Raw genomic sequence first — 26,703 nt, 5'->3', positions numbered from 1 at the left:
TTGCGCGTCAAAATCTAAAAGAGGGAAATTATGGACAAGCAGGTATTCCAGACCGACTCCAGGTCGCGCTGGAACAAGTTTAAACTCACTATAGGCACACTGGTGGTGCTCATCGTTGTGCTCACAGCCACATTTATCACAATGCTCTTCTTCGACCGCGCTCCGGGATTCCCCTTCCACGACAGCTTCAAGAGCGCGCTGCTGGCCGAGAAGCCGCTCATGAAGAAGAACCAGCTCTCGGAGCAGTACAAGGGCTACCGCAAGTTTTTCGACACCGAGAAGGCCCACAACGGCTATGTGCAGTGGAAGCGGCAGCACATCAAGAAATACAACCGCTATGCCGGCCAAAAAGGCTCGGCCGTGTACAAGAACATCGACTCGTGGCAGGCCATGCCGGCCGGGCTGCGTGCCGGCTTCTATGTGAACTGGGACCCGCAGTCCTATGCCTCGCTCAAGCAAGGCATCTCCAAGATGAACCTTGTGCTGCCCGAGTGGATATTTCTCAACCCGTCGACCCTCAAGGCCGAAACCCGAATCGACGGCAAGGGACTCTCGCTCATGCGCAAGGCAGGCGTACCCGTCATGCCCATGCTCACCAACGCCTGGAACGGCGAGTTCAACGCCCGCGGCATCTCGCGCGTGCTGCACAGCCGCAAGCTCACGCAGGCACTCATCAATCAGCTCGTGACGCTGTGCAAGAAGCACAACTTTGTGGGCATCAACCTCGACCTTGAGGAGCTTGCCGAAAGCGACAACAGCCATCTCACCGCCTTTGTGAGCCAGCTGGGCGACGCCCTGCACAGCAACGGCCTCTATCTCACCCAGGACATCATGGCCTACAACGAGGACTATGACGTGCGCGAGCTGGCCAAGTACACCGACTATCTGTTTCTCATGGCCTACGACGAGCACAACACGCTCTCGGCACCGGGCGACATCTCGAGCCAAGACTTCATCGAGCGAAGCGTCGACGACATCGCACGCAAGATACCCAACGAGAAAATCGTGCTCTGCATGGCCGCCTACGGCTACGACTGGACAGCCCAGGGCGACAACAACCAGAGCCTGTCTTATCACGACGCCATCTCGCGGGCTGCCGACAGCGGCGACCACATCGTCTACGACCAAGACAGCTACGGGTTGAGCTATGCCTACTACGACGACCGGCAAGTGGAACACAAGGTGTACTTCAACGACGCCGCAACCAACTTCAACACCATGCGCTTCGGGTGCGACTACGGGCTGGCAGGCTTTGCCGTGTGGCGCCTGGGCACCGAGGACGACCGCCTGTGGACGTTCTACAGCCGCAACCTGGTCAAGAGCCAGGCAGCACGCCTGCCCGTGGGCACACTCGAGCACCTGCACGGCAGCCACCAGGCCAACTACATAGGCGAGGGCGAGATCCTCAACCTCATAGGCACGCCACGCGACGGCCGCTGCCACATCGACATGGACAACACCGACATTCTCATCGCTGCCGAAGACTACATCGTCCTGCCCACGTCCTACGAGCTGCAGAAGTTTGGCAGTTGCGGCAGCAAGGACTTGCTGCTCACCTTCGACGACGGCCCCGACGCCCGATGGACACCCCAGGTGCTCGACATCCTCAACAAGCGGCACCTGCACGCCGCCTTCTTCATGGTGGGCATCAACGTCGAGAAGAACCTGCCCATCGTGCGCAAGGTGTACAACAGCGGTAACATGATAGGCAATCACACCTTCGACCACCCCAACATTGCCCAGTGCACACGGCGGCACACCGCTATGGAGCTGCGGCTCACGCGCCTGCTCATCGAGAGCATAACGGGGCACTCCACGCTACTCTTCCGCGCCCCCTACAATGCCGACAGCGACCCATCGGGCCGCGACGAGCTGCTGCCGCTGGTAGAGGCGCGCAAAGAGAACTATCTCGACGTGGGCGAGAGCATCGACCCCGAGGACTGGGAACCTGGCGTGACGGCCGACCAAATCTACCACCGCGTGATAAAAGGAGTGGAAAACGGCAACGGCCACATCATCTTGCTGCACGATGCCGGCGGCACCACCCGCAAGGAGACCCTCAAAGCCCTGCCCCGCATCATCGACACCCTGCAGGCCCGCGGCTACCGCTTCATCACCATTCCGCAGTATCTGCACCAAAGCAAGCAAGTGCTCATGCCCGAAATCGACAAGGGCAAGGAGTACTATGCCATGCAGGCCAACCTCACGCTGGCCAGCGCCGTGTACTACATGAGCGACTTCATCAACGCGCTCTTCATCATCTTCCTGGTACTGGGCATAGGGCGGCTGGTCTTCATGCTCGCACTCGTGGTCAAGGAGCACAGGCGCAACCTTGCCCTACCCTCCCAACTGCCGGCGCAGCCCCCGCTGGTGTCGATCATCGTGCCGGCCTACAACGAGCAGGTGAACGTGGTCAACACCCTGCACAACCTGCTCAAGCAGGACTATCCCAACTACGACATCATCCTCGTCGACGACGGCAGCACCGACGACACCTTCAAGGAAGTGACCCGAGCCTTCGCCGGGCACGAGCGCATGCAGCTGCTCACCAAGCCCAACGGGGGCAAGGCCTCGGCCCTGAACTACGGCATCGCCCACACCCAGGCCCAGTATGTGGTGTGCATCGATGCCGACACGCAGCTCTACCACAATGCCGTGAGCCTGCTCATGCGGCACTTCTTTGCCGACAAGCAAGGCCGCGTGGGCGCCGTGGCCGGCAACGTGAAAGTGGGCAACAAGGTGAACATGCTCACCCAGTGGCAGGCCATAGAGTACACCACGAGCCAGAACTTCGACCGGCAGGCCTATGCCGCCATCAATGCCATCACCGTGGTGCCTGGCGCCATAGGCGCCTTCCGCCGCCAGGCCATCATCGATGCCGGCGGGCTCACCACCGACACGCTGGCCGAGGACTGCGACCTCACCATGCGCATCCTCAAGGCCGGCTATGTGATAGGCAACGAGAACCACGCCATAGCCATGACCGAGGCGCCCGAGAAGTTGAGACAGTTTATGAAACAACGCACACGCTGGTGTTTCGGCATCATGCAGACCTTCTGGAAGCACCGCGGCGAAATGTTCAAGCGCCGTTACAAGGGACTGGGGCTGTGGGCGCTGCCCAACATGCTGCTGTTCCAGTTCATCATCCCCACCTTCTCGCCCATTGCCGACCTGCTCATGATACTGGGCCTCTTCACTGGCAACATAGGCAAGGTGCTGCTCTACTACTGCATCTTTCTCGTGGTCGATGCCAGCATCTCGATCATGGCCTACCTCTACGAGCACGAGCGGCTGTGGGGCCTGCTGTGGATCATACCGCAACGGCTGTGCTACCGCTGGATCATGTATGTGGTGCTCTTCGGCAGCTATCTCAAGGCCATCAAGGGCGAGCTGCAGCAGTGGGGCGTGCTCAAGCGCACCGGCACAGTCAAAAACATATAGCACACACACGCGCGCGTGCAGTTGTAGAAACACTGGTTTCCTATTTTTTCACCTAACTGGGGATGGTGACGCTCACCCGATCGGCTGAACTTTATGGAGTGGAAACTAAAAGATTAAACGAGGCTGTAAAACGTAATATAGAACGGTTCCCTGAACGTTTTCGTTTTCAACTGACTAAGGAGGAAATGGCTGAACTGGTCGCAAATTGCGACCGGTTCAATAGTTTGAAGCACTCAAACAGTTCGTTCATATGCTTTCACGGAGCAGGGAGTGGCTATGCTCTCTACCGTTCTCAGAAGTGAAACGGCTATTCGTGTAAGCATACGTATAGCAGAACATTCTCGGTTGTGGATTGTTTTTCGTACTTTAACTAAAGAGTCTTCGTGTTGGCCTGGAGGAACGGAAGGTCAATATGAAGACCGAGTTTAATTTAATATTTATTGTAAAATTAGTCATTAGTTTGTATCTTTGCACCGCCAATTTAAAATCTTGGATGAAACTCATAATGAAGCACTTTGTCTTTGCGCTTGCCATGCTGCAAGCCTTGTGCCTGTGCGCACAAACCACGGGCGTCGTTGTCGACGAGAACAAGCAGCCGTTGCCTGCGGCCACAGTTTCGCTCTACCGCATGGGCGAGGAGAAAACCATGACAGGCGTCATGACCGACAGCCTTGGTCAATTTGAACTCGGCACCCAGAAGGGGCAGGACTATGTGATCACGATCTCCTTTATGGGATACACCCCCCAACACATAGAGTGCCGCAACGTGCCTGGAAAGTTCGAACTGGGCACCATAGCAATGGAGCCTGAGAGCCAGACGCTGAGCGGCGTCACAGTCACGGCCAGCAGCGTGATAAGGAAAGCCGACCGGCAAATCGTGATACCCTCGCAGTTGCAGCGCAAGACCTCGAGCAATGGCGTGGCCCTGTTGCAGCACCTGCAGCTGTCGCGCATCAGCGTGAACACGCTCAATGGCTCGGTGACCACTACCACGGGCGATGCCGTGGAGCTGCGCATCAACGGTGTGAAGGCCGAGATACAAGATGTGAAGGCGCTGCAGCCCGCCGATGTGCTCAAGGTGGAGTATCACGACAACCCTGGCTTGAGATATGGAAACGTCTCGGCTGTGATCGACATTATCTTGAAAGAGAAGACTGCGGGCGGCAACGTATCGGGCGAGCTGATGAACACCATCAACCCTTTGGGCATCGGCGACTACCAGCTGTCGAGCAATTACCACGCCGGCAAGTCGAGCGTGAAAGCCTCAGTGAACTGGAACCGCCGGGACTTGAACTGGTATAGGGAGAACACAGAGTCGTTCAACGCCACGTCACCCGCAATAGAGAACCAGGAAATCGGGCAGAAAACCAAGGCAAAGTACGACAACGTGAACCTGAGTGTGGGCTACGACTATACCAACGGGGGCAACCAGTTAAGCGTCACCTTCCGCGACCTGTACAACAAAACGCCCAACTCGGTGTCGGACCGCAACTCGCTGTTAGAGCAGGAAGGTACCACCTACACAGTAACCGACCGCACCCGGACCAACAGCAACAGTCCGTCGCTCGACGTGTACTACCAACGTGAGTTCGCCAAAGACAAGCACCTATACCTCGACCTTACTGGCACTTATATCAACAGCGCCAGCCACCGCTTGTATAGGCAAGCCGATGGTACGGACACGCAGAAGATAACCTCTGACGTGGACGGCGATAAATATTCCGCCATCGCCGAGGCCATCTATGAGCAGAATGTCAAGGACTCGCGTTTCTCGTTTGGACTGCGCCACCAGCAGTCGCACACGCGCAACATCTACACAGGCACCGACAGCTCGACGGTGAAGATGAACAACAACGAGACCTACGCCTTCGGCGAGTGGTATTCCAAGTTGGGACGCTTTGACTACACTCTGGGGCTTGGCGTCATGCGCACCCACCTGAGTCAGGGCGGTGCCAAGCAGGATAAATACATCTTGCGCCCCACCATTCAATTGGGTTATCGCTTCGGCAATCACGTCAGGGTGCGATACAAGGGTTATATAGGCGGCTATGCGCCTTCGCTCTCCGACCTAAGTGATGTGGAGCAGCAGATAGACATCTACCAGCTGCGCCGCGGCAATCCCAACCTGCACACCGTCACGTTCTATAGCAATGAGTTCTCGCTGAGCGTCGACACCAAGTGGTTCAGTGCCGAGTGGTTCACCCGCTACAGCTACGATGACAAGCCGTTTATGGAGCAAACGACCTATGAGGACGGCATGTACATCCGCAGCTATGCCAACCAGAAGGGCTTTCACCGCCTCAACTCGCAGGTGAGCATTCAGGCTCAACCCTGGGCCGAGCACCTGATGATACAGGTCACACCCTATGTGAACCGCTACATCAGCAAGGGCAACGACTACACCCACACCCACACCAACTGGGGCGTGCGCGGCAACTTGATGGCCATGTACAACAACTGGTATATGGGCGCCAACGTGGAAACGAGCTTCCACAACCTGTGGGGCGAGACCATCAATAAGGACGAGGCTTCTCACAGCTTGGTGGCGGGTTACAACCGGGAGCGTTGGGGCGTGGAACTGCAGTTTCAGAATATCTTCAGCTCGCACTATGAGATGTCGGTCGAGAACCGCTCCAGGCTCGCCCCCTACAGGCAGCTCATGTGGTCTAAGAACTTGTGTCGCGTGTTTGGCATCGACGTTCACTTCAATCTCGACTTCGGCAAGCACCGCTCGCAGGCCGAGCAGCGCATCAAGAACTCCGACACCGACGCTGGTATCATGTCGGGAGCGAAATGATGGCAACTGCCAGAGAAGACTGCCGCCGAAGTTACATTTTGCACAACAACAGCGCTGGGGACCGGAACTCAAGGTTCGGTCCCCAGCGTTTGTTTTTTACTTTCTTGAAAACTGCTCTTGGTGCCGGTTGTGCCGCTACATCAAGTTGGGGCACTTGTAGAAGCTGGTGCGGCTCACATTCACCTTTCCTGTCATGGAAACGCTCTTCAGGCTCGTGCACTCGGCAAAGCAGTAGTCGCCCAGCGTGGTCACAGCGTCGGGCAGCGTGATGCTCTCGAGGCTCGTGCAGCCATTGAAGCAAAACTCGCCCAGCGTGGTCACAGCCTTGCCCAGGCTCACGCTTGCAAGCCCTGTGCAGCCCTGGAAGCAGCCATCGCCCAGCATGGTCACGGCATCGGGAATGGTGATGCTCTCCAGGCTCGTGCAGTTGTAGAAGGTTTCTTTCTCCAGCCGTTTCAATGCACTGCTCAAGGTAATCTTCTCAAGCGACGTGCAGCCGCTGAAGCACCTCAGGCCCATGCGGGTCACCGAGTTGGGGATGGTGATGCTCTCCAGGCTCGTGCAGTTGTAGAAACACAGATTACCCAATTTCTTCACCGAGCTTGGAAGAGTGACACTGACCAGATCGGTGCAACCCTTGAAACACAGGGGTCCAAGAGCGGTCACCTGATAGGCAGTGCCGTCGACGGTGATGCTTGAGGGCACCGCGACGTCGCTCAGGGTGTATTGGTTGGCTACCAGGGTGGCCTCTTTGGTCTCGGCATTCACACTGTAACGCAGCCCGTCGACGTCGTAGAAGCGCGAGCTCACGGCTGCCGATGCCGACAATGTCAACAACAATGCCACCATCGTGAAGATTTTATGTAATTGCATGATAATTATATTGTTTTTTAAGTTTCCCCCTGTTGCAGCTGGTGCGGCCTAAGAGTGTGGACCCACCCGCAAGCCTGCTGTTGCTCACGCAGCCTTGTCGAGCTTGTCGACAATCTCCTGTGCCTGAGACGAATAGATATCCGATCCCGCGCTGGCCACCTCCTTAAACATCGAGCGGGCCTTGTCGAGCTTGCCAGCCTTCAAGTAGGCCAGCCCCAGGTACCACTTGATCTCGGTGGCATAGCTGGCATAGGTCTTGTTGGAGCCTATGGCCTTGTTGGCAGCATTGAGCTGGTCGATGACACCAGTCATGTCGTCGGTGTCCATGCCGTTGAACAGGCTTATGAGCGACTCGGCCTCGCTGGCATTGCCGCGTATCTTGTCGTGAGGCACAGCAGTGGTGCCGTCGGGGTCTTGGTCGTCGTCAGCCGGCACCGGCGTGTCGTGGCCGTCGGCATAGCTGTCGTCGACATTGTCGTTGAAGTCGTCGCCATGCTTGGCCACCGACGAGGCGTCGTAGTAGTTGTAGTAGTCGGTGAAAATCTGGTTGCCCAGCGCCTCGGCCAGCGAGTCGCTCGGGTGAGCGTCGCCGCCGCGAGCGTCGCCGCCATGGCTGCACGAGAGCAAGCCATAAGCGGCCACAAGGGCCACGACAAGCAGCAGGGCCACGGGGGCGCCTTGCTTTGTTATGATGACAGAACGGTTCTTTTTCATAGCTATTGAAATTACTTGCACAAAGGTAATCATAAATCCCGTAGTATAAATCATTGCAACAAAAAAATGTTTTTATTGCAACTTTAGGCTATCTTTGTGTGTCAAAAGAGAAACGCGCCTCTGGCAACGGCACGCGAGAGTGGGCGCGTCATTGTTAACAATCATATATTATTTCAACAAAGCAACAAGCAAGCTCCATGTACAACAACAGTAACCGATTGTATCGCTCAAGCACCGACAAGGTGCTGGCCGGCGTGTGCGGCGGCCTGGGCGATTATTTCAACATCGACCCCACCATCATCAGAATCATCTATGTACTGCTCACGGTATTCAGCGCCGCATTTCCCGGTGTTGTGGCCTACATCATCATGGCCCTGATCATGCCGCAGGAGCCGCCCACCTTCAACGGCCCGCAAGGAAGCTACTGAGGGCCTTGCCGCCGTCGAGCGAGGGAGCATATTGCTCAAGCACCTTGATGCGGCTGCCGCACAGGGGCATCAAGTCGCGCAACGTGTTGAGCACACACACATCGCCGGCCAGGCCGCACACGTGCACCTGGGTGTACTTGCTCTTGCCGGCAAGCAGCCAGGTGAGAAAGGCGCCCGAATCGGGATTTTGCATGATGCTGTACTCCTCGCGGCTCTTGTCGTCGCCCTTGGTGAGAAACTCGGTGGCACCGCGCGTGCTGTAGAGCGCCTCGAGCAGCGGCCACCACGTGGCGGCTCCCGGGCTGTGCTGCACGCAGTGCACCGGCCACTGGCCGCCATTGGGCTCGAACGAGCAGTGGTCGAGCGGGTGCCAGTCGCCTGTCACCACCTTGGCATGGTAGTCGCCGTCGTGATCGATGATGTAGCGAGCCAGGTCGTTCATGGCCTGCTCGGCTCCGGGCACTGGCAGTGTGCCGGTGATGAAGTCGACCTGAGGGTCGACGATGAGTAGCAGTTTTTTTTCTTCCATCGCACTCAACTTTATATTGTTCTGTACCTGAAAAAGGCAATAAAAAGGCAATCATTCCCATCGCCTCGCCATGACGCCCAATTGCGCCGCAACACCCTCGCTGGCAACAAAATTGCCTTCAGGAGCCATGCAACGCCCCGGGCATGGGCTGTCGCACCGGCAAAGGTATTGAAAAAAAGCGACATTTCCACTATCTCGCATTGGCGACGGGGCAAAACATGTGGCCCGCCGTTGCAGTGCATGTCAATTGTTTTGATTACGCTTGCAGTAGAGATAGCAACAACAGGTGAAAGTGGGCGTGAGCTTCGACGCCGGTAAGCACACTGTCGAGTCCTGGCTCGTCGACATCGCACTGACCCCCAAGCGCCAAGCCCGCAGCTTTTCATGCTTATCCCGGCTTTGCTGCTGCACAACACAGGGAAAAACAGGGAAGAAATTATCACAGAAAAGGCTTCAAAACTGGCCAATTAGCAAGTTTTCACTTGGAGGATGAGTGAAGAATTGCTATATTTACGTCGCCTTACATAAAACGAAAGACGATATTATGGATATTCAGCTTCCTCACAAGAGCAACGGCCAGGAGGCCGACGTGCTGCGCAACGCGCGACAAATCACCATCATAGGCGCCAACGGCAGCGGCAAGACCCGCTTCTGCAACTGGGTGCTGCAACAATACCCCGACAGGGCCTACCGCATCTCGGCGCTGCGGGCGCTTTTTGCCACCAGCCTCAAGCCCAAGCTCAAGGGGTCGATCGACGACATATACGACAAAATCAACGAGATGTCGACCCTCGACAAGGGCGTGGCGGCCACCGAGTTTGACCGGCTGGTCTACATCATGATGGTCGACGAGTTTCGCGACCTGATGAACTACAAGGCCCACCTGCTCATGCAGGAACACACGGAGTTTCCCAAGACCAAGCTCGACACCGTGGTGAAGATGTGGCAGCAGGTGTTTCCCAAGAACAAGGTGCTGCGCGAAAACGGCAAGCTGCTCTTCTCGACCGAGGGGCAGGAAGACCGCTACACGTCGCTGCGGCTGAGCGACGGCGAGAAGACGGTGCTCTACTACATAGGGGCGGTGCTCTATGCCATGCCCGGGGCAGTGGTGCTGGTCGACGACCCCGAGGTATTTATCCACCAGTCGATGATGTCGACCTTGTGGAATGCCATCGAGGAGATGCGGCCCGACTGCACCTTTGTGTACAACACCCACGACATCGACTTTGCCACCAGCCGCATCGACAACCAGTGTGTGTGGGTCAAGAGCTTTGACCCGGCGGCCAGCACGTGGGACTATGTGGTGATGCCCTCGAGCGCGAAGCTCGACGACGGGCTCTACTACGACCTGCTGGGCAGCCGCAAGCCAGTGCTCTTTGTCGAGGGCGACGACACCCACAGCATCGACGGACGCCTGTACCCGCTCATCTTTCCCGAGTACACCGTCAAGCCGCTGGGCAGCTGCAACAAGGTGATAGAGAGTGTGCGCTCGTTCAACGACCTCAAGTCGTTTCACCATCTCGACAGCCGCGGCATCGTCGACCGCGACCGCCGCGACGACAAGGAGGTGGAATACCTGCGCCAGAAGAAGATACTCGTGCCCAATGTGGCCGAGATTGAAAACATACTCATGCTCGAGGGCGTGATACGCGCTGTGGCCCGCTACCAGCACAAGAACGAGAACGATGTGTTTTTCAGCGTGAAGAAGACCGTGGTCAAGATGTTTGGCGATCAACTCAAGTCGCAGGCCCTGATGCACGTGCGCCATCGCGTGAAGCACTATGTGGAGATAAGGGTCGACGCCCGCTTCCGCAACATCGGCGCGCTCGAAGACCACTTGCTCGACCTGGTGAACGAGATCAACCCGCGCGGCATGTACGAGAACATATGCCGCCAGTTTCACACGTATCTCGACAACCACGACTATGCCATGATACTGCGTGTGTTCAACCAGAAGATGATGCTGGGCGAGAGCAACGTGGCCAGTCTGTGCGGCCTCAAGAGCAAGGACGACTACATCAAGACCGTGCTCACCATCCTCAAGCAAAACGGCCGCGAGGCCGAGGCCATACGCGCAGCCATCAAGCAATGTTTCGGGCTCAGTCCCGACGGGGAGGTCCTCGATACCGCACAACAATAATCAACCAACTCAAACCATTACACAATCACTTTTTTATGAGAAAAACATTATTTGCCCTCACAGCAGCACTCACCCTCACGACCACAGCCTGGGCCCAGACGGCAACGGGCGGCTCCTATGCACCCAGCGAGGCCATCAAGCAGGCCCAGCAGGAGTTCCAAGACAGCAAGTTTGGCATTTTCATCCACTGGGGCATCTACTCGATGCTGGGCGACGGCGAGTGGGTGATGAACAACAAGAAACTCAACTACGAGGAATACACCCACCTTGCCGGCGGTTTCTGCCCGAGCAAGTTCGACGCCAGAGCCTGGGTGCGGGCGTTCAAAGACGCTGGTGCGCGCTACGTCACCTTCACCTCGCGCCACCACGACGGGTTCTCCATGTTCAAGACAGCCACATCGCCCTACAATGTGGTCGACGGCACCCCCTTCAAGCGCGATGTAGTGGCCGAGCTGGCCCAGGCCTGCCACAGCGAGGGGCTGGGCCTGCACCTGTACTACAGCCACCTCGACTGGCACCGCACCGACTACCCCCTGGGTCGCACCGGGCGCAAGCTGGGCCGCCCCACACAGGGCCAGGACTACGACAGCTACCTGAAATTTATGAAGCAGCAGCTCACCGAGCTGCTCACAGGCTACGGCAAGATCGACTGTATATGGTTTGACGGCTGGTGGGACCACGACAGCGACGCCTCGCCCTTCGACTGGCGGCTGCCCGAGCAGTATGCCCTCATCCACAAGCTGCAACCAGGCTGCCTGGTGGCCAACAACCACCACCAGTCGCCCTTTGCCGGCGAAGACATCCAAATCTTTGAGCGCGACGTGCCCGGCGAGAACAAGGCAGGGCTCTCGGGCCAGGCGGTGAGCCTGCTGCCCCTTGAAACCTGCCAAACGATGAACGAATCGTGGGGCTACGACATCGCCGACAGCAACTACAAGAGCGCCGACGAGCTGATACAGCTGCTCGCGAGCACGGCAGGCCGCAATGCCAACTTGCTGCTCAACATAGGGCCCCGGCCCGACGGAGAGCTGCCGCAAGAGAGCCTCGACCGCCTCAAGGCCATAGGCCAGTGGCTACGCGTCAACGGCGAGAGCATCTATGGCACCCGCGGCGGCATGGTGAGCCCGCGCCACTGGGGCGTGACCACGCAACGCGGCGACACCCTGTATGTGCACATCCTCGACTGGGCCGACACGGCGCTGCCCCTGCCCATAGGCAACCGCAAGGTGAAAAGCGCCACGCTGCTTGCCGGCGGCGCCGCGGTGAAGACCAGTGCAATCCCGGGGGGCGTGGTGGTGCTGCTGCCACAAGTGCCCACAGGCCCCGACACCGTAGTAAAGCTGGTGCTCAAGTGAAAGAGAGCACTTGCAACGGGCCATGCCCGCCACTTTAAAAAACAGAAAACAAGGCACGAGGAGCCACCTTGTCAAAATTTTCATTAATTTTGCACAGCGTAACATAGCGAAACTACAAACTTTTCACTTCGAAAATACATGGCAAATAAAATTTTGAACCGATGGCTCCCGATGCTGGCCTTGGCCTGCATGAGCCTTCAAGCGGCAGCTTTCAACGTGAGCGGCCACATCACCTGCGAGGGCGCGGGCGTGGCGGGCGTGGCCGTGAGCGACGGCGTGGTCGTGACCACCACCGATGCCAGCGGCTACTACAGCTTCACGAGCGACAAAAAAAACGGCTATGTGTTCTACACCGTGCCGCGCGGCTATGAGCCAGCCTACGCCAACGGCTTCAACCCGCAATTCTGGCAACAGTTCAAGAGCACCAACACGGCCACGGCCGAGACCCACGACTTCGCGCTCACCCGCAGCGACAACGACAAGTATATCATGATATTTGGCGCCGACAGCCACCTGGCCAAGCGCAACGGCGACCGCACGATGTACAACAACGGCTGGATTGCCGCCTTGAAACGGGAGAAAAATGCCGCCAAGCAGAGCGGCACCAAGATATACTCCACCATTCTGGGCGACCTCACCTGGGACCTCTACTGGTATGCCAACAAGTACAACCTGGTCGACTTCATGGCCGACCAGGCGACCTACGGCTACCCGATACCGCTGTTCCCGGTCATGGGCAACCACGACAACGACGGCGCCGTGAAGCCGCTCACCGACAACACCGACCTGCTGGCCTCCAAGCCGTGGCGCACCTTCGTGTGTCCCAACTACTACTCCTTCAACCTGGGCCGGGTGCACTACATCGTGCTCGACGACATTTTCTACACCAACTCGGGCACGGCAAGCGGCACTGGCATGGCCGGCGGCCGTGGCTATCTCGACCAGGTGACCGACGAGGAGCTGAGCTGGCTCGTCAAGGACCTGCAGCTGGTGACCGACAAGTCGACGCCCATCATCGTGATGTTTCACATCCCGCAATTCCGCCTCAACAGCTCCTTTGCCACCTATGGCGCCGGCCGGAATTATGCCGCGCTGGCCGCCTGCTTCAACGACTTCAAGACGGTGCACTTCATGAGCGGCCACACCCACTACAACTACACTGCCCACCCGTCCTACCGCAACATCACCGAGCACAACATCGCAGCGATATGCGCCACCTGGTGGTGGACCGGCCGCCTGCAAAACACCAACTATGCCTACAACTACTGCCAGGACGGCAGCCCGGCCGGCTACAGCTACTGGACGGTCGACGGCGACTCGCTGCAGTGGAAATACAAGTCGATAGCCAGCAACGGCGATGCCCAGATGCGCATCTACGACATGAATGCCGTGAAAAACTTCATGGCCACCGAGGCCACGGCCAAGGCGCTGGTCAAGGCCTATCCCGGCACAGTGCCCACCTTCGGCACCTACAGCGACAACGCGGTGCTCACCAACGTGTTTGCCTACGACACCGACTGGCGCGTCGAGGTGCACGAGGGCGTGCAGTACACCCTGGCCGCCAACCGCCTGGCCGCCTACGACCCACTGCACGTGCTGGCCTATGACTACTACCGCTACAAGAGTGCCGGGTCAATCACCACCACCTTTGCCACAAGCACCAACTATCACATGTTTCTCTCACAGGCCCACACCAGCTACCTGCCCATCACCGTGAAAGTGACCGACTCGTTTGGCCAGGTGTACTACAAGACCATACAACGCCCGCAGAGCTATGTGGTGACCATGGACGCGAGCCAGGCCCCCTACGACCTGGGCGACGTGAACGGCGACGGCGTGGTGAACGTGACCGACGTCACAGCCCTCATCAACAAGATACTGGGCAACTCGCCCACCGGCTTCAACAGCATCGTGGCCGACCTGAACGGCGACGGCGCCATCAACGTGAGCGACGTGACCCTGCTCATCAACAAGATACTGGGTACGGCACAATAAAAACCACACACACAAGCGCACACATGAAAAGTCTTGTCATCATCGCCACGGCGGCCGCAATGCTCCTTGCCACGGGCTGCCGCGAGAAAAGCGCCGGCAACACTGCCGGCGGGCAGGCCATAGAGGGCAGCTTTGCGGGCGGGGCCATCCACTTCGGCGACAGCCGCCAGCAGGTGACCCGCGGCCTCTACAGCAAGGGATTTACCGATGCCGCCGGCCTCGACGAGGCCCACTTCGACACCATTGGCGCCGATGCCGCCGGCCAGCCGGTGCTGGTGAAGGTGCTGGTGCCCGCCGACACTGCCGGCTACGACTACCTGGGCATGAAGTGGAACAACCTGCAGGTGCAGTGCGACGACAAGGGGCTCTACTCGGTGACGATGCACTCCCGCTATGGTGCCAAGGCCGCGGTCGACCGGCAATATGCACAGCTGCTCGAGGCCCTGAAGCACAAGGGCTACGCCATGCAGAAGACCGTGATAGGCCAGTCGACGGTCGTGGGCGAGAGCACCGACATTGTGGGCTACCGCTACCAGCACGGCAACCGCATCGTGCAGATCCACAACAACGACGAGGACAACGGGCTGTCGTCGATATCGCTCATCTTCAACCAGCAATGAGGCCCTCCAGCTCACATCTTCAATCACACTCGCAACAATGAATGCTACAACTTCACGATTGTGCCTGCTGCTTGCTGCGGCACTTGCCGCCCTCGCCAGCCAGGCGCACAACATCACAGGCCGCGTGACCTGCGGCGGTCATGGAATAGCCGGCGTGGCCGTGAGCGACGGCATCACAGTCACCACCACCGATGCCGGCGGCTACTACAGCATGACCAGCGGCAAAATGAACGGCTACGTCTTTGTCACGGTGCCGCGCGGCTACGAGCCTGCATGCCGCGACGGCTTTGACCCGCAATTCTGGCAACTGCTCAACCACCCCGACAGCACAGTGGCCGAGGTGCACGACTTTGCCCTCAACCGCGTCGACAACGACAACTACACCCTCATCGTGGGCGCCGACACCCACCTGGCACGGCGCTTGGGCGACCGCAAGGCCTACAAGCGCGGCTTCATCGCCAGGCTCAAGCAAGAGAAGAAACAGGCCCAGGCACGCGGCGAGCGCATCTACTCGATACTGCTGGGCGACCTCACCTGGGACGCCTTCTGGTACAGCAACAACTACAACCTGGCCTCTTTCATGGCCGACCAGCGCGACATGGGCTATCCCATGCCCCTGTTTCCCGTGATAGGCAACCACGACAACGACGGGGCCGTGCCTCAGGGCGAGGGCACCGACCTGCTGGCCTCCAAGCCGTGGCGCACCATCGTGTGCCCCAACTACTACTCCTTCGACCTGGGCCGGGTGCACTATGTGGTGCTCGACGACATCTACTACAAAAACGACGACCTGCCCGGGCGGCGGCGCACGGGCATTGCCGGCGCACGCAACTACGAGGCCCTGGTCACCGACTATCAGCTCAAGTGGCTGCGCCAGGACCTGGCGCTCGTCGACAAGTCGACGCCCGTCATCGTGTGCCAGCACATTCCGGCCTGGCACTTCGATCACAACCGCCAGCCCGTGGCCACTATCAAAAACATCGACGCGCTTGCCGCCTGCTTCAAGGGCTTCAAGCGCGTGCACGTGCTCACCGGCCACACCCACGTGAACCGCAACGTGCACCCGGCAGCCTTCAAGACCGACACGACCAGCATGTGGGAGCACAACATAGCCGCCGTGTGTGCCACCTGGTGGTGGACCGGGCAACTCTCGGGCCGCGAGATGTGCACCGACGGGTCGCCGGCCGGCTACAGCAAGTGGACCATTGCGGGCGACTCGCTGCAGTGGCAATATGCCTCGATACAAGACGAGAGCAACCCGCAATGCAGCCTGTGGGACATGAACCAGGTGAACCGCTTCATGCACAGCGACAGCGACGTGCTCGCGATGAAAGCCTTGAGCGCCAAAGTGCCCAATTGGGACAACTGGGAGCCCAACACGGTGCTGGTCAACGTGTATGCCTGCGACGACGACTGGAGCATCGAGGCCACCGAAGACGGCCGCCCGCTGCCCGTGACACCCGTGCGCAGCGCTGCACCCGGCCACTTCCTGGCCTATGCCCTGCCCTATTTCAAAAAGCACCACAAGGTGCCGGGCGACAACATGGGCCTGCCCACCTTCCACATCTTCAAGGTGCAGGCCGCCACGCCCGACCACGAGGTCAGCATCACCGTGCGCGACAGCTTCGGGCGCGTCTACAGGCGCACCCTCGCCCGCCCCGCTGCGTTCAAGCTATAAAATGGGAATAATGTGAGAAGCGTGTCACTCGCACTTGGTGAGCACCGCCGGCATGAGCATGCGGTTGCCCACGGCAAACTTCACCACCAGCGACCCGCCAGGCCGCTGCTCGACGACCACGCCCTGCCCAAAGACCGGGTGGGCCACCACATCGCCCAGATGGATGCCTGCCTCGTCGGCACGGGTGGCCATCTCCAGGTCGTCGGCCAGGCGGGCCGCCAGTGCCCTTGAGGCGGCAAAGAGCTGTGGGTCGGGGTTGCCCTTGACCGTGAGCAAGCGCTCGTCGATCTCGCCGATGAAACGCGACGGGTACTTCTCGCCCTGCACGGCATTGTCGTAGCCCTCGCTCTCGGTGAGCACCAGCACACGCTGGGCACGCGTCACTGCCACATACATGAGCCGGCGCTCCTCCTCCTCGGCAGCACGCTTGCGCTCGCGCAGGGCGCGGTGGCTGGGGAAGATGCCCTCGGTCATGCCCACAACGATCACACAGGGAAACTCCAGCCCCTTGGCCTGGTGTATGGTCATGAGCCGCACGGCGGTGCCGTCCTTGCGATAGTCGGCATTGGTGTAGAGCGCGATGTCTTGCAGGTAGCGCTCGATGGTGACGGGGAGCTCGTCGTTGCGATGCTCGTCTTCATAGTAGGCAATGCTGGCAGCCAGCTCGTCGAGATTCTCGAGGCGATCCTCGTCCTCGTCCTTGCGCAGCAAGTCCTTGAGTCCAGTAGTGCGCATGAGCAACTCGAAGATGTCGCCTATGCTCTTGCCGCTGGCCATGGCCTGGCGCGCCTGCTCGATGGCTCGCACAAAGCCGTCGAGCTTGCAGTGCCCGAATGTCGCCTCGCCGCGGTGAGCGGCCAGCGTGTCGTAGAGCGGTCGGTCCTCGTCGAGGGCCAATCGGGCCAGGTGCTGCATCGAGGCGGGGCCAAACTTGCGGCTGGGCAGGTTCACCACCCGCATAAACGACAGGTCGTCGTTGCGTGCCACGAGGCTCAAGTAGGCCAGGGCATCTTTTATCTCGCGGCGCTCAAAGAAGCGTATGCCGCCCCACACCACATATTTCACCTTCTGCTTGATGAGCTCCTGCTCGATCGAGCGCGAGAGGTAGCTGGCCCGGTACAAGATGGCAAAGTCGCTGTTCTGGGCCTCGCCGCCAGCCACGTTTTTCTTGATTTGCCTCACTATCCACTCGCTCTCCTGCGTCTCGCCCTTGAAGTGGTGGTAGAGCACCAGCGCACCGGCAGGGCAGCGGGTGAACAGCTCCTTGGGCAGGCGGTCGCGGTTGTGGGCAATGATCGAATTGGCCACGTCGAGAATGTTGGGCGTGGAGCGGTAGTTCTCGGTCAGGAAGATGTCGCGGTCGCTCTTGAAGTTGACAAAGAGGCTGGGCCTGGCGCCGCGCCACTCATAGATGGCCTGGTCGGGGTCGCCCACGATGCACAAGTTGTTGTAGCCGCCGCTCACGGCATTGATCACATCCCACTCGTCGCGGTCGCAGTCCTGCACCTCGTCGACCTGCACATAGTTGATTTCCTGCTGCCAGTGCCGGCGCACAGTCTCGAAGTGGTCGAAAATGTAGAGCGTGAAATAGACGAGGTCGTCGTAGTCGAGCACAAAATGCTTGAGTTGCACCTTGAGATAGCGCGAAAACTCGTCGCTGCCCTCCACATCCTTGGAGCCAGGCAGCATGTAGCGCCCCACGTAGTGCTGCCGCTGCTGCCCCTTGGCCAGACCTATGGCAGCGAGAAACTTGCGCACGGTGGCCTTGGTGCGGTCGAGCCCCAGCTCCTGCATCACGTGCTTGGCCAGCACCTTGGCGTCTTGCTCGTCGATGATTTGGAAATTGGCAGGCCAGCCCAGTCTGAAGATCTCCTGGCGCAGGAAGCGCACGCAGAAGCCGTGTATCGTGCACACATAGTCGTTCACGTTGCCGCGGTGCACGAGCGTGGCGATGCGGCTCTTCATTTCCTGGGCGGCCTTGTTGGTGAAGGTCATGCACAAGATGCCGGCCGGATCGATACCCAGCACGTTCACCAGGTAGGCATAGCGGTGGGCGATGACGCGGGTCTTGCCCGAGCCGGCGCCGGCCACGATGCGCAGCCGCCCCTCGGTGGTCTTCACTGCCTCGAGCTGGCGCTCGTTCAAGTCGTTGAAAAGTGGTTGAGTGTACATTCCTGTTCAGGCATCAATATATTTTATACAATACAACAAAGATAAGAATTTTTTTCGGGGCAACAGGCTGCACGAGCCCCGCACACGGCAATAAAAATAACGAAAGGGCGGTGTCGGTCGCGACATGGCCCTTTCGCATCAACTATAAAAAGTATAAAAAAATTAATCTGTTATGCTCTAATCTTTTTTTTGACTACTCTATCACCCGGCAGGCGCCCACATAACGCGAGCGGTAATAGGCCTCGGTCGACTTGCTCTCGCTCACCCCGCGGCTGCAGGCTGCGTGAATGAAGCGGAACGTGCCGTCGCCGTAGCTCTCGGTCACGATGCCCACATGGCCCACGCCGCCGCGACCTGCCCGGCCGTTGAAAAACACCAGGTCGCCCGGCTTGATGTCCTCGCGCGAAACGCGGCGCCCGTCATTCACCTGCCCGCGCGACGAGCGGTTGAGGCGAATGCCGAATTTCTTGAACACATAGCTCGTGAAACCTGAGCAGTCGAAGCCGCTGGGGCTCATCGCACCATACACATAGGGTGTGCCCTTGAAGGTGAAGGCATAGGCCAGGAGCTCTCGCACCTGCTCGGCAGGGTTGTTTTTGATCGAGGCTTTGGCGATCTGCTCGGCTACTGTGCCGCGATGAGATTTCTTGTGGCGGTTGAGACGCTGGGCTTGAGCACCTGTAGCACAGGTAACTATCATGAGGGTAACCAGCAAGCAGCGTCCTAATATCGACTGAATATTCTTCATATAACAATTTTTTAGCATCGGTCGGGGCTTCATTGCCCCAAGGTGGTCATGACTCCAGAGGCGGAATCATCGGTTAGCTTCAAAAGAGAAAATTGATAGCATAAATGAATTTCACACGAAATTCACTGGTTTTCTTCTTAATTGCTCCACAAATTTAATACGCGACGGCTCTAAAACCAAATCATTAAAACGTTCTTAAACATTTACGGTTGCAAACTCATAGTGGCGCTACACTGTCCTAAACCGACTTATAATTGTGCTTTATGGCAGTTTAATTTTCAAAATTCGGCAAAATTGAAAATTTCAAAAATAACACTTTTTAACAAAATGGTACACTACGAAAGATTCACTTTTTTCCAAAAACGGTGAAAACCTGCACAAAATGAAGAAAAAGTGCAATAAAGGTGAACTTTTGAACGATTACACCCCATTTTCGGCAAAAAGTGACAAAACCGTGGCAGGTCGAGCACGACGCCTCACCTACCCCCCCGAGTCGAGGCAAAACCCCATCGAGCAAGGCTCTGCCTTTCGGGGTTGTGCCATTGCCACAACACATTCAACAGCCAGTCCCACTTTAGTCCCAGCCGCGCATGGCCTGCTACCGAATCAGAGTAATGCAATGGCTTCCCGCATTTTACATCTGAAACTTTTTGTAGATTCCTTTAATTTTTTTCATGCAAAAGTGCTGATATTTAAAAATTTATATTATATTTGCCATTGGATGTAACAAGAAAGACTTTTACCACCTTTTGGATTTTCCCATTAGCAATAGAGCAACGGTCTTCAATTACACCTACGCCAAAACCATTCAGGACAAAATTAACACAGAGACAAATCTCGGGTGGTAATGCTTCATCACACCCACAAGAGTATACAAAAGTTTCTGCAATACTTTCAAAACAAACAACAACAAATCATTATAAAGACATGAAAAAGATAGGTTTAATCGCGCTGGCGTGTGCATTCATTTTATGTGCATGTGGTAACGACGAGCCCGACGATCCTGCACAGGTGCCGCGTACACAAGACGGGAACGGAAAGGTTTTTCTTGAGAAAGGCAAACTTGTCGACGCCACCATCAACTACTCACAAGCCCAACTCATCGACGCCCTCAACCACTACGAGTGGGTGCAAGAATATGCCTTCTACTACGACAACAAGACCGCTTCGGGAAAAACCAAAATCCCAGGGCTGCCAATTAAAATGCACACCAATGCAACCATAGAGTATGACAGTGAAATTCCCATTGTCAAGACAAGGCAGATGACGATCGATGGCAAGGTCATCACTGCAACCATGCGCTTCGACCCTATATCAAGCACATATTATCCGCCCGAAAAATATACAGTAATAGCGCTTGACATGTCACAGAACACAGGACGCATAGTTATGGACCGAAAGCTTCCCTATGAGGTGAAAGGCTATGATGCAGCGTCGTTGCACGCTCGCATGGTTTGGAAAGCCGTAATACCGTAATCACTTATAACGAAACACAGCGCATGAAGCGTGCACTTATAGCCATTTTCACATGGGCCGCACTATGGGCAGGGGCGGCTGCCGCCGGCACGGCAAGTCGCGTCACTGCCGACACGGTCACACTGGCACGAGGCCTGCAACTCGACAATGCGGTTGTGTAGGGCAGCCAGAACAATTTTGGCGTCGCCTCGTCGCAGATGAGTGCCACCACACTGAGCAAACAGCAGATTATGGCGGTACCCGTATTTCTGGGCGAGCCCGATGTGCTCAAGTCGCTACAGAAGGTTCCAGGTGTGCAGTCGGGCACCAAGGGTACGGCAGGCGTGTTTGTGCGCGGCGGCGACTACGACCGGCACATTCTGTACTACTGAGCAACAAGTCACTCGGGGCGCTTGACAAGGCTGTGTATTGCACGGCCCACGCTGTTGGCAATATCGGGGGCGATGAGGCCGTGGGTGCCCTGCTCCTCGACAGCGATGTCGCCTGCCAGGCCGTGCACATACACGGCCAGCACCACGCCCCAGTCGGGAGCATAGCCCTGGGCGATAAAGGCGGCAATCACGCCTGTGAGGCAGTCGCCGCTGCCAGCGGTGGCCATGCCGGCGTTGCCGCTGCTGTTGATGTAGACCTTGCCATCGGGGCGCACCGTCATGGTGTAGTGGCCCTTGAGCACGATGGTGACCTCGTAGAGCTTAGAGACGTCGATGGCTTTCTTGAGGCGCTCCTCGTCGGTGCGATGCAGGTCGAAGAGGCGGTCAAACTCGGCCTCGTGCGGCGTGAGTATCGACCCCTTGGGAATGCTGCGCAGCAAGATGGGGCGCTTGGCAATGCAGTTGAGAGCGTCGGCATCGAGAATGCAGGGCTGGCGGTAGCTCTTCAAGAAGGTGTCGACGGCGTCGACAGTCTCGTCGCTCGTACCCATGCCCGGCCCCAGAGCCACCACGCTGTACTTGTGGTAAAGGTCGATGTTGGTGGTGAAGATCTCGTTGCGGTCGGCCTCGAAGAGCACCTCGGGCACGGCTGTCGACAGGGGCACAAAGCCGCAGCGTGGGGCGTGCACAGTGACCAGGCCCGCACCGGCGCGAGTGGCACCGCGGGCGGCGAGCACAGCGGCTCCCATCATGCCGTAGCTGCCGGCCACGAGAAAGACCGTGCCGTTGTCATACTTGTTGATAAACGGGTTGTGAGGGCGCAAGGCAGCCTTCACGTCGTCGCGCTCGATGAGATAGAAGTCGGTGGGCACCTGGGCGATGGCGCGCTCGTCCATGTCGAGGTCGAGCACCTTCACCTCGCCCACAAACTGGGCGTTCTCGGCAAAGAAGAACGAGAGGCGCTTGAACTGGAAGGCCAGCGTGAGCTTGGCCTTGATGATGTTGCGGTGGTCGGTGCCCATGTTCCACTCTCCAAACAGGCCCGAGGGCACGTCGATCGAGACGGTATAGGCGCCCGAGTCGTTGATGTATTGCACCAGAGCCGAGTAGCCGCCCTTGAGCGGGCTGCGCAGCCCCGAGCCGAAGAGGCCGTCGAGCACAACGTCGTCGGGACCCAGCTCGGGAGGGTTGAAGGTGTCGACCACCTCGTTGAATTCCACGTTGGGACAGTCCTGCAGGCGGTCCTTGTTGGTCGAGCAGCAAGGCGACAGGTGCGACGACTTGATGTTGAACAAGTACACCTCCGACCGGTAGCCCTGCTCCGAGAGCATGCGCGCCGCAGCCAGCGCATCGCCGCCGTTGTTGCCGGGCCCGGCAAATATCACCAGGCGCTTTGAGGGGCGCCAACGCGAGATGACCTCGTAGGCCACCGCCGAGGCGGCACGCTCCATGAGGTCGAGTGACGAGATGTTTTCGGCTTCGATTGTCGCTTCGTCTATTCTTCTTATACCATCGGTAGTAAAAATTTTCATTCCATGAGCAGTTTAATCGACTCGCTGCCAGCCATGAGCCACGGTCGAGCGCAGTCTTACGATTTAGCTTACAAAAATAACACTTTTTTCACTGAGCATGAAGATAAAAAACAAAAAAATTGTTTCGTTTTTTTTTCATAACTGCGCCATAAATTTGGTGGAATTACCAATCTTTTCTACCTTTGTAGAAATATTTCTTTAATTCTCTATGGAAGAAGTCACAATCAAGGGCCTTACCTTTGTACCTTATCTTAAAGAAGAAGAGATTCTCAAGCAAGTGAAGCGCGTGGCAAGCGAGATACGCCGCGACCTCGAGCCGGGAGACGCACCCATCTTTCTGTGCGTGCTCAACGGTGCATTTGTCTTTGCAGCCGATGTTTTCAGAGAGGTCGACGTGCCTGAGAGCGAGATCACCTTTATACGCTTCAAGTCCTACGAGGGCACGCAATCGACCGGCGTGGTCAAGCAGGTGATGGGGCTCACCGAGAGCCTTGAGGGCCGCACGGTGATCATCATCGAGGACATTGTCGACACCGGCGTCACTGCCCAGCAGCTGCGGGCCACCCTCAAGGAGCAGAACCCAAAATCGGTGAAGATGGCCACCCTGCTCTTCAAGCCACAGTCGCTCACCACAGGGCAGGTGCCCGAGTATGTGGGCTTTGAGATTCCGTCGAAGTTTATCATAGGCTACGGTCTCGACCTCGACGGCCAGGCTCGCGGCCTGCGCGACATATGGGTGCTCAAAGACAAGGAGAAATAATCCCCAGTCCCACACTGTGCAAGAAGAGAGATAAAGAAACGCACGTGTAGCGAAACTTTTTTTTCAACAACGATATATATTTATTACAGAAAAAGATATGCTAAACATTGTCATGTTCGGAGCTCCGGGTTCGGGCAAAGGAACCCAAAGCGAGGTTTTAATCAAGACCTATGGACTGTTTCACATTTCGACGGGCGACGTGCTGCGCGACAACATCAAGCGCGGCACCGAGCTTGGCAAGACTGCCAAGGGATTTATCGACAAGGGCCAGCTCATCCCCGACAATCTCATGGTCGACATTTTGGCCTCGGTGGTCGACGACCATCGCGACGAGGCCAAGAACGGTGTGATTTTTGACGGTTTCCCCCGCACCATAGCACAGGCCGAGGCCCTCGAGAAGATGCTCGACGAGCGCGGCACGAGCGTGAGTGCCGTCATAGGCCTCGACGTGCCCGAGGAGATACTCATAGGGCGCCTGCTCAACCGCGGCAAGGAAAGCGGCCGCAGCGACGACAACTTGGAGACCATCAACGACCGCCTCAAGGTGTATCACAGCAGCACAGCACCGCTCAAGGACTACTACGAGAAGAAGGGGCTGCTGCACATGGTGAAGGGCACCGGCGGCGCAACAGTGGTATTTGAGCGCGTGCGCAAGATTGTCGACAGCCTGTAGCACCGAGCGTGCAGCGGGGCTCGCTCTCATGCACGCCGCCCCACTCACCCGTCACCGCTCTATCACACACGACACAAGCCTGGCAACACAGTGTTGTCAGGCTATTTTTATGTTGCAGGCGGGCGGCGACGTCAGTGGGGCTCTTGGTCGCCGGTGGCGGCGTCGTCCCAGGGGTAGCGGCGCCGCGGGTTGCGCGGGAACCAGCCCTTGTGCACGCGCTCCTGCTGCTGGAAGGTTTCCAGTATGGCCCAGAAGCTGGAGAAGGCTGCCACGCCGAGCAGCGAGGCAACCAGCAGGTTGCTCACCAGCAGGGCACCGGCGCCGAGCAGGATGCCGGCCACAAGAAACACGCGCCATATCTTGACGCCAAAGTAGTACTCGCCCTTGATGACAAGGGGGTGAAACATGCCTATGATGAGAAACGTGCACAAGCCGGTCACGAGCCCAAACAGGTGATGTTGCAATAGAAATTCCATGAGTTGTGTCATGCGATGTTAAAGGGGTGAGAGTGTAGAAATGCTTCAATCCTGAATCCACAGCGAGCGCACCTTGCGCTTGATGGCAGCGACGTTGCCGGCCGTGATGCATCCCATGATGGCCACAGCCACAACGAGAGCCGCCACAAGGCTGCCGCCGTTGGTGCCGAAATCGCGCAAGGTGTCCATGTAGCACATGCGCGCCACCAGCATGAGCACTATCGAGAGCACCAGCACGCAGCAGTTGATGGCGACCACCATCTTCACATAGGGCCGGGCCACCTCGGCAGGCGAATATCCCAGCATGAGCAGGTCTTGCAGCTTCTTGGTGTTCTTCTGCAAGAGCAGGTAGATGCTGAGCATGAGCACAAAGAACGACAGCAAGCTGATGATGACGCCCACAATGATAACAATGGTGATGATGAGCGTGAGGAAATAGTAGGCCTTGCCGCTCGACATCTTGTCGCCGGCTATCTCGTAGTGGTGAGCGTCCATGTAGCTCTGTATCTGGGGGTCGCCAGGACGGTTCACCTCAACGATGAGGCGCTGCGGCAGTGGCGTGGAGCCGTCGCCGTAGCGGGCGTTGGCCCACCGCATGAAGCTCTCGGGCACGATGATGGTGTTCAGGCGGCTCGAGAAGCCCACGATGTGGCCCGGCATGGTCTCGCTGCGGCCATTGCCGTTGAAGGTGAAGCTCATGGGCACGCTCGAGGCATTGCCCTCGCTTATCTTGGGCAGACCCTGGGTAGAGGCAAACCCGAAGTTGTAGAGCGACAGGTAGTCGCGGCTCATGATCACGGGCACCTGCGGGTGGGCCGGGTCGAAGGTCCAGGTGGGGTCGACGTCGATAAACTCGGTGGGTATCGACTCAAAGAAAAACTGCGTGTGCATGGTGTGGGCACCGCCGCCCCCAATGGTGGCCATGATGCCGAAGTTGCCGCTGGTGAAGCGTCCCACCTTGCGGCACCACGGCTGGCGCTCGAGGTCGGCGATGTCGGCATCGGTAAACTGCGACTTGTCGCCCATCATGGCTCCGGCGCTGGTGATGTTGCGCGTGACGATGAGGTAGTCTTTCCTGATGAAACTCTCCTGGTCGTTGAACACTGGCAGCACGTCGCTGTAGAACTGCACGGCCAGGATGACGATGGTGAGGCCTATGAGATTGGCCGCCGAGAAACCTATGAGCTGCGACTTGCTGATGTGCTTGCGCAGCAATTTCCACATTAGTCCTTTTTGCATCATAGCTTAAACTCCTTGTCGACTTGAATTTTTACATTGTTGCCCACCGAGGTGGAGATGATGCCGGCGCCCTGGCGGCTGGCCTCGTCGCTCACGATCCGCGCCACGATGGCGTTGTTGGCCTCGTCGAGATGACTCACTGGCTCGTCGAGCAGGATGAAGTCGGCAGGCTGGCACAGGGTGCGAATGATGGCCACGCGCTGCTGCTGCCCTATCGAGAGCTTGCCCAGGGGGCTGTCGACCTTGTCGGGGATGCCCAGCTGGTCGAAGTAGTCAACGATTTCCTTCTCGGTCTTGTGATGCGTGAGGCGGTTTTTGAGCTGAATGTTCTCCATAGCCGTGAGCTCGGGAAACAAGCGCAGCTCCTGGGGCAGATAGGCGATGCTCGACTGCCGCACGCGGCACCACTCGGGCACCGTGAGCTGCTTGATGTCGCGGCCGTCGAAGGCGATCGTGCCCGAGTAGTCGATGCGGTAGCCATACACGTAGGCGCACAGCGACGACTTGCCCGTGCCGCTCTCGGCCGATATCAAATAATGCTTTCCCTTTTCAAAGACGATGTCGCGCAGCCACACCTGGCTGTTGTCGTCCTCGCGCCCGGCAAAAACCGCCGGCAGGGTATTGAACAATTCTATTTTCTCCATGAGTCAGTCTCTCTCTATGTGTAGTTTGTCATTCTATTGGCT

The 26,703-nt window shown here is 57.8% G+C and carries 23 protein-coding genes and 1 pseudogene; 15 read left to right on the top strand and 9 right to left on the bottom strand.

Annotation, left to right across the window (positions count from 1 at the left end; genetic code table 11):
* The first annotated feature begins 30 nt into the window (after nt 1-30).
* From GF423_RS08125 to GF423_RS08115, 3 genes and pseudogenes are all read left to right on the top strand, one after another.
* Entirely contained in the window at nt 31-3,441 is a 3,411-nt protein-coding gene (locus tag GF423_RS08125) for a trifunctional glycoside hydrolase family 18/polysaccharide deacetylase/glycosyltransferase family 2 protein (RefSeq protein WP_154327871.1), read from the top strand.
* An 83-nt stretch (nt 3,442-3,524) separates the two neighbouring features.
* A pseudogene (locus GF423_RS08120) lies at nt 3,525-3,771 on the top strand (ORF6N domain-containing protein); the annotation flags it as partial.
* Nucleotides 3,772-3,934: 163 nt separating this feature from the next.
* Nucleotides 3,935-6,238 (top strand): carboxypeptidase-like regulatory domain-containing protein, encoded by a 2,304-nt coding sequence (locus GF423_RS08115; protein WP_235911503.1) that lies wholly within the window; start codon nt 3,935-3,937, stop codon nt 6,236-6,238.
* Nucleotides 6,239-6,373: 135 nt separating this feature from the next.
* Here the strand turns inward: GF423_RS08115 and GF423_RS08110 are convergent, their stop codons facing one another.
* Entirely contained in the window at nt 6,374-7,111 is a 738-nt protein-coding gene (locus GF423_RS08110; RefSeq protein ID WP_154327870.1) for a leucine-rich repeat domain-containing protein, read from the bottom strand.
* Between the two features lie 84 nt (nt 7,112-7,195).
* On the bottom strand, nt 7,196-7,825 hold the full coding sequence (locus tag GF423_RS08105; protein ID WP_154327869.1) for a hypothetical protein: 630 nt from the start codon (nt 7,823-7,825) through the stop codon (nt 7,196-7,198).
* Between the two features lie 197 nt (nt 7,826-8,022).
* Here GF423_RS08105 and GF423_RS08100 point away from each other — a divergent pair, with 197 nt between their 5' ends.
* Nucleotides 8,023-8,253, top strand: a complete 231-nt coding sequence (locus GF423_RS08100; protein ID WP_154327868.1) for a PspC domain-containing protein — start codon at nt 8,023-8,025, stop codon at nt 8,251-8,253.
* Here GF423_RS08100 and GF423_RS08095 read toward each other — a convergent pair.
* Entirely contained in the window at nt 8,228-8,782 is a 555-nt protein-coding gene (locus tag GF423_RS08095; RefSeq protein WP_154327867.1) for a cysteine hydrolase family protein, read from the bottom strand. The two genes, GF423_RS08100 and GF423_RS08095, sit on opposite strands and share 26 nt — an antisense overlap.
* Nucleotides 8,783-9,326: 544 nt before the next feature.
* Here GF423_RS08095 and GF423_RS08090 point away from each other — a divergent pair.
* The 5 genes from GF423_RS08090 (at nt 9,327) to GF423_RS08070 (ending at nt 16,570) form a co-directional block, all read left to right on the top strand.
* A complete protein-coding gene (locus GF423_RS08090) occupies nt 9,327-10,922 on the top strand; it encodes a DUF4435 domain-containing protein (protein WP_154327866.1) in 1,596 nt (531 codons plus the stop codon).
* 35 nt (nt 10,923-10,957) lie between these two features.
* Nucleotides 10,958-12,277 (top strand): alpha-L-fucosidase, encoded by a 1,320-nt coding sequence (locus GF423_RS08085; protein ID WP_154327865.1) that lies wholly within the window; start codon nt 10,958-10,960, stop codon nt 12,275-12,277.
* A gap of 138 nt (nt 12,278-12,415) precedes the next feature.
* On the top strand, nt 12,416-14,272 hold the full coding sequence (locus GF423_RS08080) for a calcineurin-like phosphoesterase C-terminal domain-containing protein (RefSeq protein ID WP_154327864.1): 1,857 nt from the start codon (nt 12,416-12,418) through the stop codon (nt 14,270-14,272).
* Between the two features lie 23 nt (nt 14,273-14,295).
* Nucleotides 14,296-14,892: a hypothetical protein gene (locus GF423_RS08075; protein ID WP_154327863.1), complete on the top strand. Its 597-nt coding sequence runs from the start codon at nt 14,296-14,298 to the stop codon at nt 14,890-14,892.
* A gap of 37 nt (nt 14,893-14,929) precedes the next feature.
* Nucleotides 14,930-16,570 carry a calcineurin-like phosphoesterase C-terminal domain-containing protein gene (locus GF423_RS08070; protein WP_154327862.1) on the top strand — a complete coding sequence of 547 codons (1,641 nt, stop codon included), beginning with the start codon at nt 14,930-14,932 and terminating at the stop codon, nt 16,568-16,570.
* Between the two features lie 24 nt (nt 16,571-16,594).
* Here the strand turns inward: GF423_RS08070 and GF423_RS08065 are convergent, their stop codons facing one another.
* Both GF423_RS08065 and GF423_RS08060 read right to left on the bottom strand, forming a co-directional pair.
* The gene (locus GF423_RS08065) at nt 16,595-18,742 is read right to left on the bottom strand and encodes an ATP-dependent helicase (RefSeq protein WP_154327861.1); all 2,148 of its coding nucleotides are present in this window, start codon (nt 18,740-18,742) and stop codon (nt 16,595-16,597) included.
* 193 nt (nt 18,743-18,935) lie between these two features.
* Nucleotides 18,936-19,490, bottom strand: coding sequence for a C40 family peptidase (locus GF423_RS08060; protein ID WP_206113177.1), 555 nt, complete (start codon nt 19,488-19,490; stop codon nt 18,936-18,938).
* Between the two features lie 382 nt (nt 19,491-19,872).
* Here GF423_RS08060 and GF423_RS08055 point away from each other — a divergent pair, with 382 nt between their 5' ends.
* The 4 genes from GF423_RS08055 (at nt 19,873) to GF423_RS08040 (ending at nt 21,337) form a co-directional block, all read left to right on the top strand.
* Nucleotides 19,873-20,217 carry a hypothetical protein gene (locus tag GF423_RS08055; protein WP_154327859.1) on the top strand — a complete coding sequence of 115 codons (345 nt, stop codon included), beginning with the start codon at nt 19,873-19,875 and terminating at the stop codon, nt 20,215-20,217.
* A gap of 200 nt (nt 20,218-20,417) precedes the next feature.
* A complete protein-coding gene (locus GF423_RS08050; protein ID WP_154327858.1) occupies nt 20,418-20,966 on the top strand; it encodes a hypothetical protein in 549 nt (182 codons plus the stop codon).
* A 23-nt stretch (nt 20,967-20,989) separates the two neighbouring features.
* The gene (locus GF423_RS08045; RefSeq protein WP_154327857.1) at nt 20,990-21,127 is read left to right on the top strand and encodes a hypothetical protein; all 138 of its coding nucleotides are present in this window, start codon (nt 20,990-20,992) and stop codon (nt 21,125-21,127) included.
* A gap of 69 nt (nt 21,128-21,196) precedes the next feature.
* Nucleotides 21,197-21,337, top strand: a complete 141-nt coding sequence (locus tag GF423_RS08040) for a hypothetical protein (RefSeq protein ID WP_154327856.1) — start codon at nt 21,197-21,199, stop codon at nt 21,335-21,337.
* 8 nt (nt 21,338-21,345) lie between these two features.
* Here GF423_RS08040 and GF423_RS08035 read toward each other — a convergent pair whose 3' ends face one another.
* Nucleotides 21,346-22,869 (bottom strand): NAD(P)H-hydrate dehydratase, encoded by a 1,524-nt coding sequence (locus tag GF423_RS08035; protein WP_154327855.1) that lies wholly within the window; start codon nt 22,867-22,869, stop codon nt 21,346-21,348.
* 208 nt (nt 22,870-23,077) lie between these two features.
* Here GF423_RS08035 and GF423_RS08030 point away from each other — a divergent pair, with 208 nt between their 5' ends.
* On the top strand, nt 23,078-23,629 hold the full coding sequence (locus GF423_RS08030; RefSeq protein WP_154327854.1) for a phosphoribosyltransferase: 552 nt from the start codon (nt 23,078-23,080) through the stop codon (nt 23,627-23,629).
* A 97-nt stretch (nt 23,630-23,726) separates the two neighbouring features.
* The gene (locus GF423_RS08025) at nt 23,727-24,302 is read left to right on the top strand and encodes an adenylate kinase (protein WP_154327853.1); all 576 of its coding nucleotides are present in this window, start codon (nt 23,727-23,729) and stop codon (nt 24,300-24,302) included.
* A 131-nt stretch (nt 24,303-24,433) separates the two neighbouring features.
* Here the strand turns inward: GF423_RS08025 and GF423_RS08020 are convergent, their stop codons facing one another.
* The 3 genes from GF423_RS08020 to GF423_RS08010 are packed head-to-tail and all read right to left on the bottom strand — an operon-like array spanning nt 24,434 to nt 26,661.
* Nucleotides 24,434-24,778, bottom strand: a complete 345-nt coding sequence (locus GF423_RS08020; protein WP_154327852.1) for a DUF4491 family protein — start codon at nt 24,776-24,778, stop codon at nt 24,434-24,436.
* Nucleotides 24,779-24,823: 45 nt separating this feature from the next.
* Nucleotides 24,824-26,020 (bottom strand): transporter, encoded by a 1,197-nt coding sequence (locus tag GF423_RS08015; RefSeq protein WP_154327851.1) that lies wholly within the window; start codon nt 26,018-26,020, stop codon nt 24,824-24,826.
* A complete protein-coding gene (locus GF423_RS08010; RefSeq protein ID WP_154327850.1) occupies nt 26,017-26,661 on the bottom strand; it encodes an ATP-binding cassette domain-containing protein in 645 nt (214 codons plus the stop codon). The genes GF423_RS08015 and GF423_RS08010 overlap by 4 nt, the downstream gene beginning before the upstream one ends.
* Between the last annotated feature and the right edge of the window lie 42 nt (nt 26,662-26,703).

This window comes from Sodaliphilus pleomorphus (assembly GCF_009676955.1).
GTDB classification, from domain to species: Bacteria; Bacteroidota; Bacteroidia; order Bacteroidales; family Muribaculaceae; genus Sodaliphilus; species Sodaliphilus pleomorphus.
The sequence above is the reverse complement of the archived record's forward strand: the minus strand, read 5'-3'. Positions and strand labels throughout refer to the sequence as shown.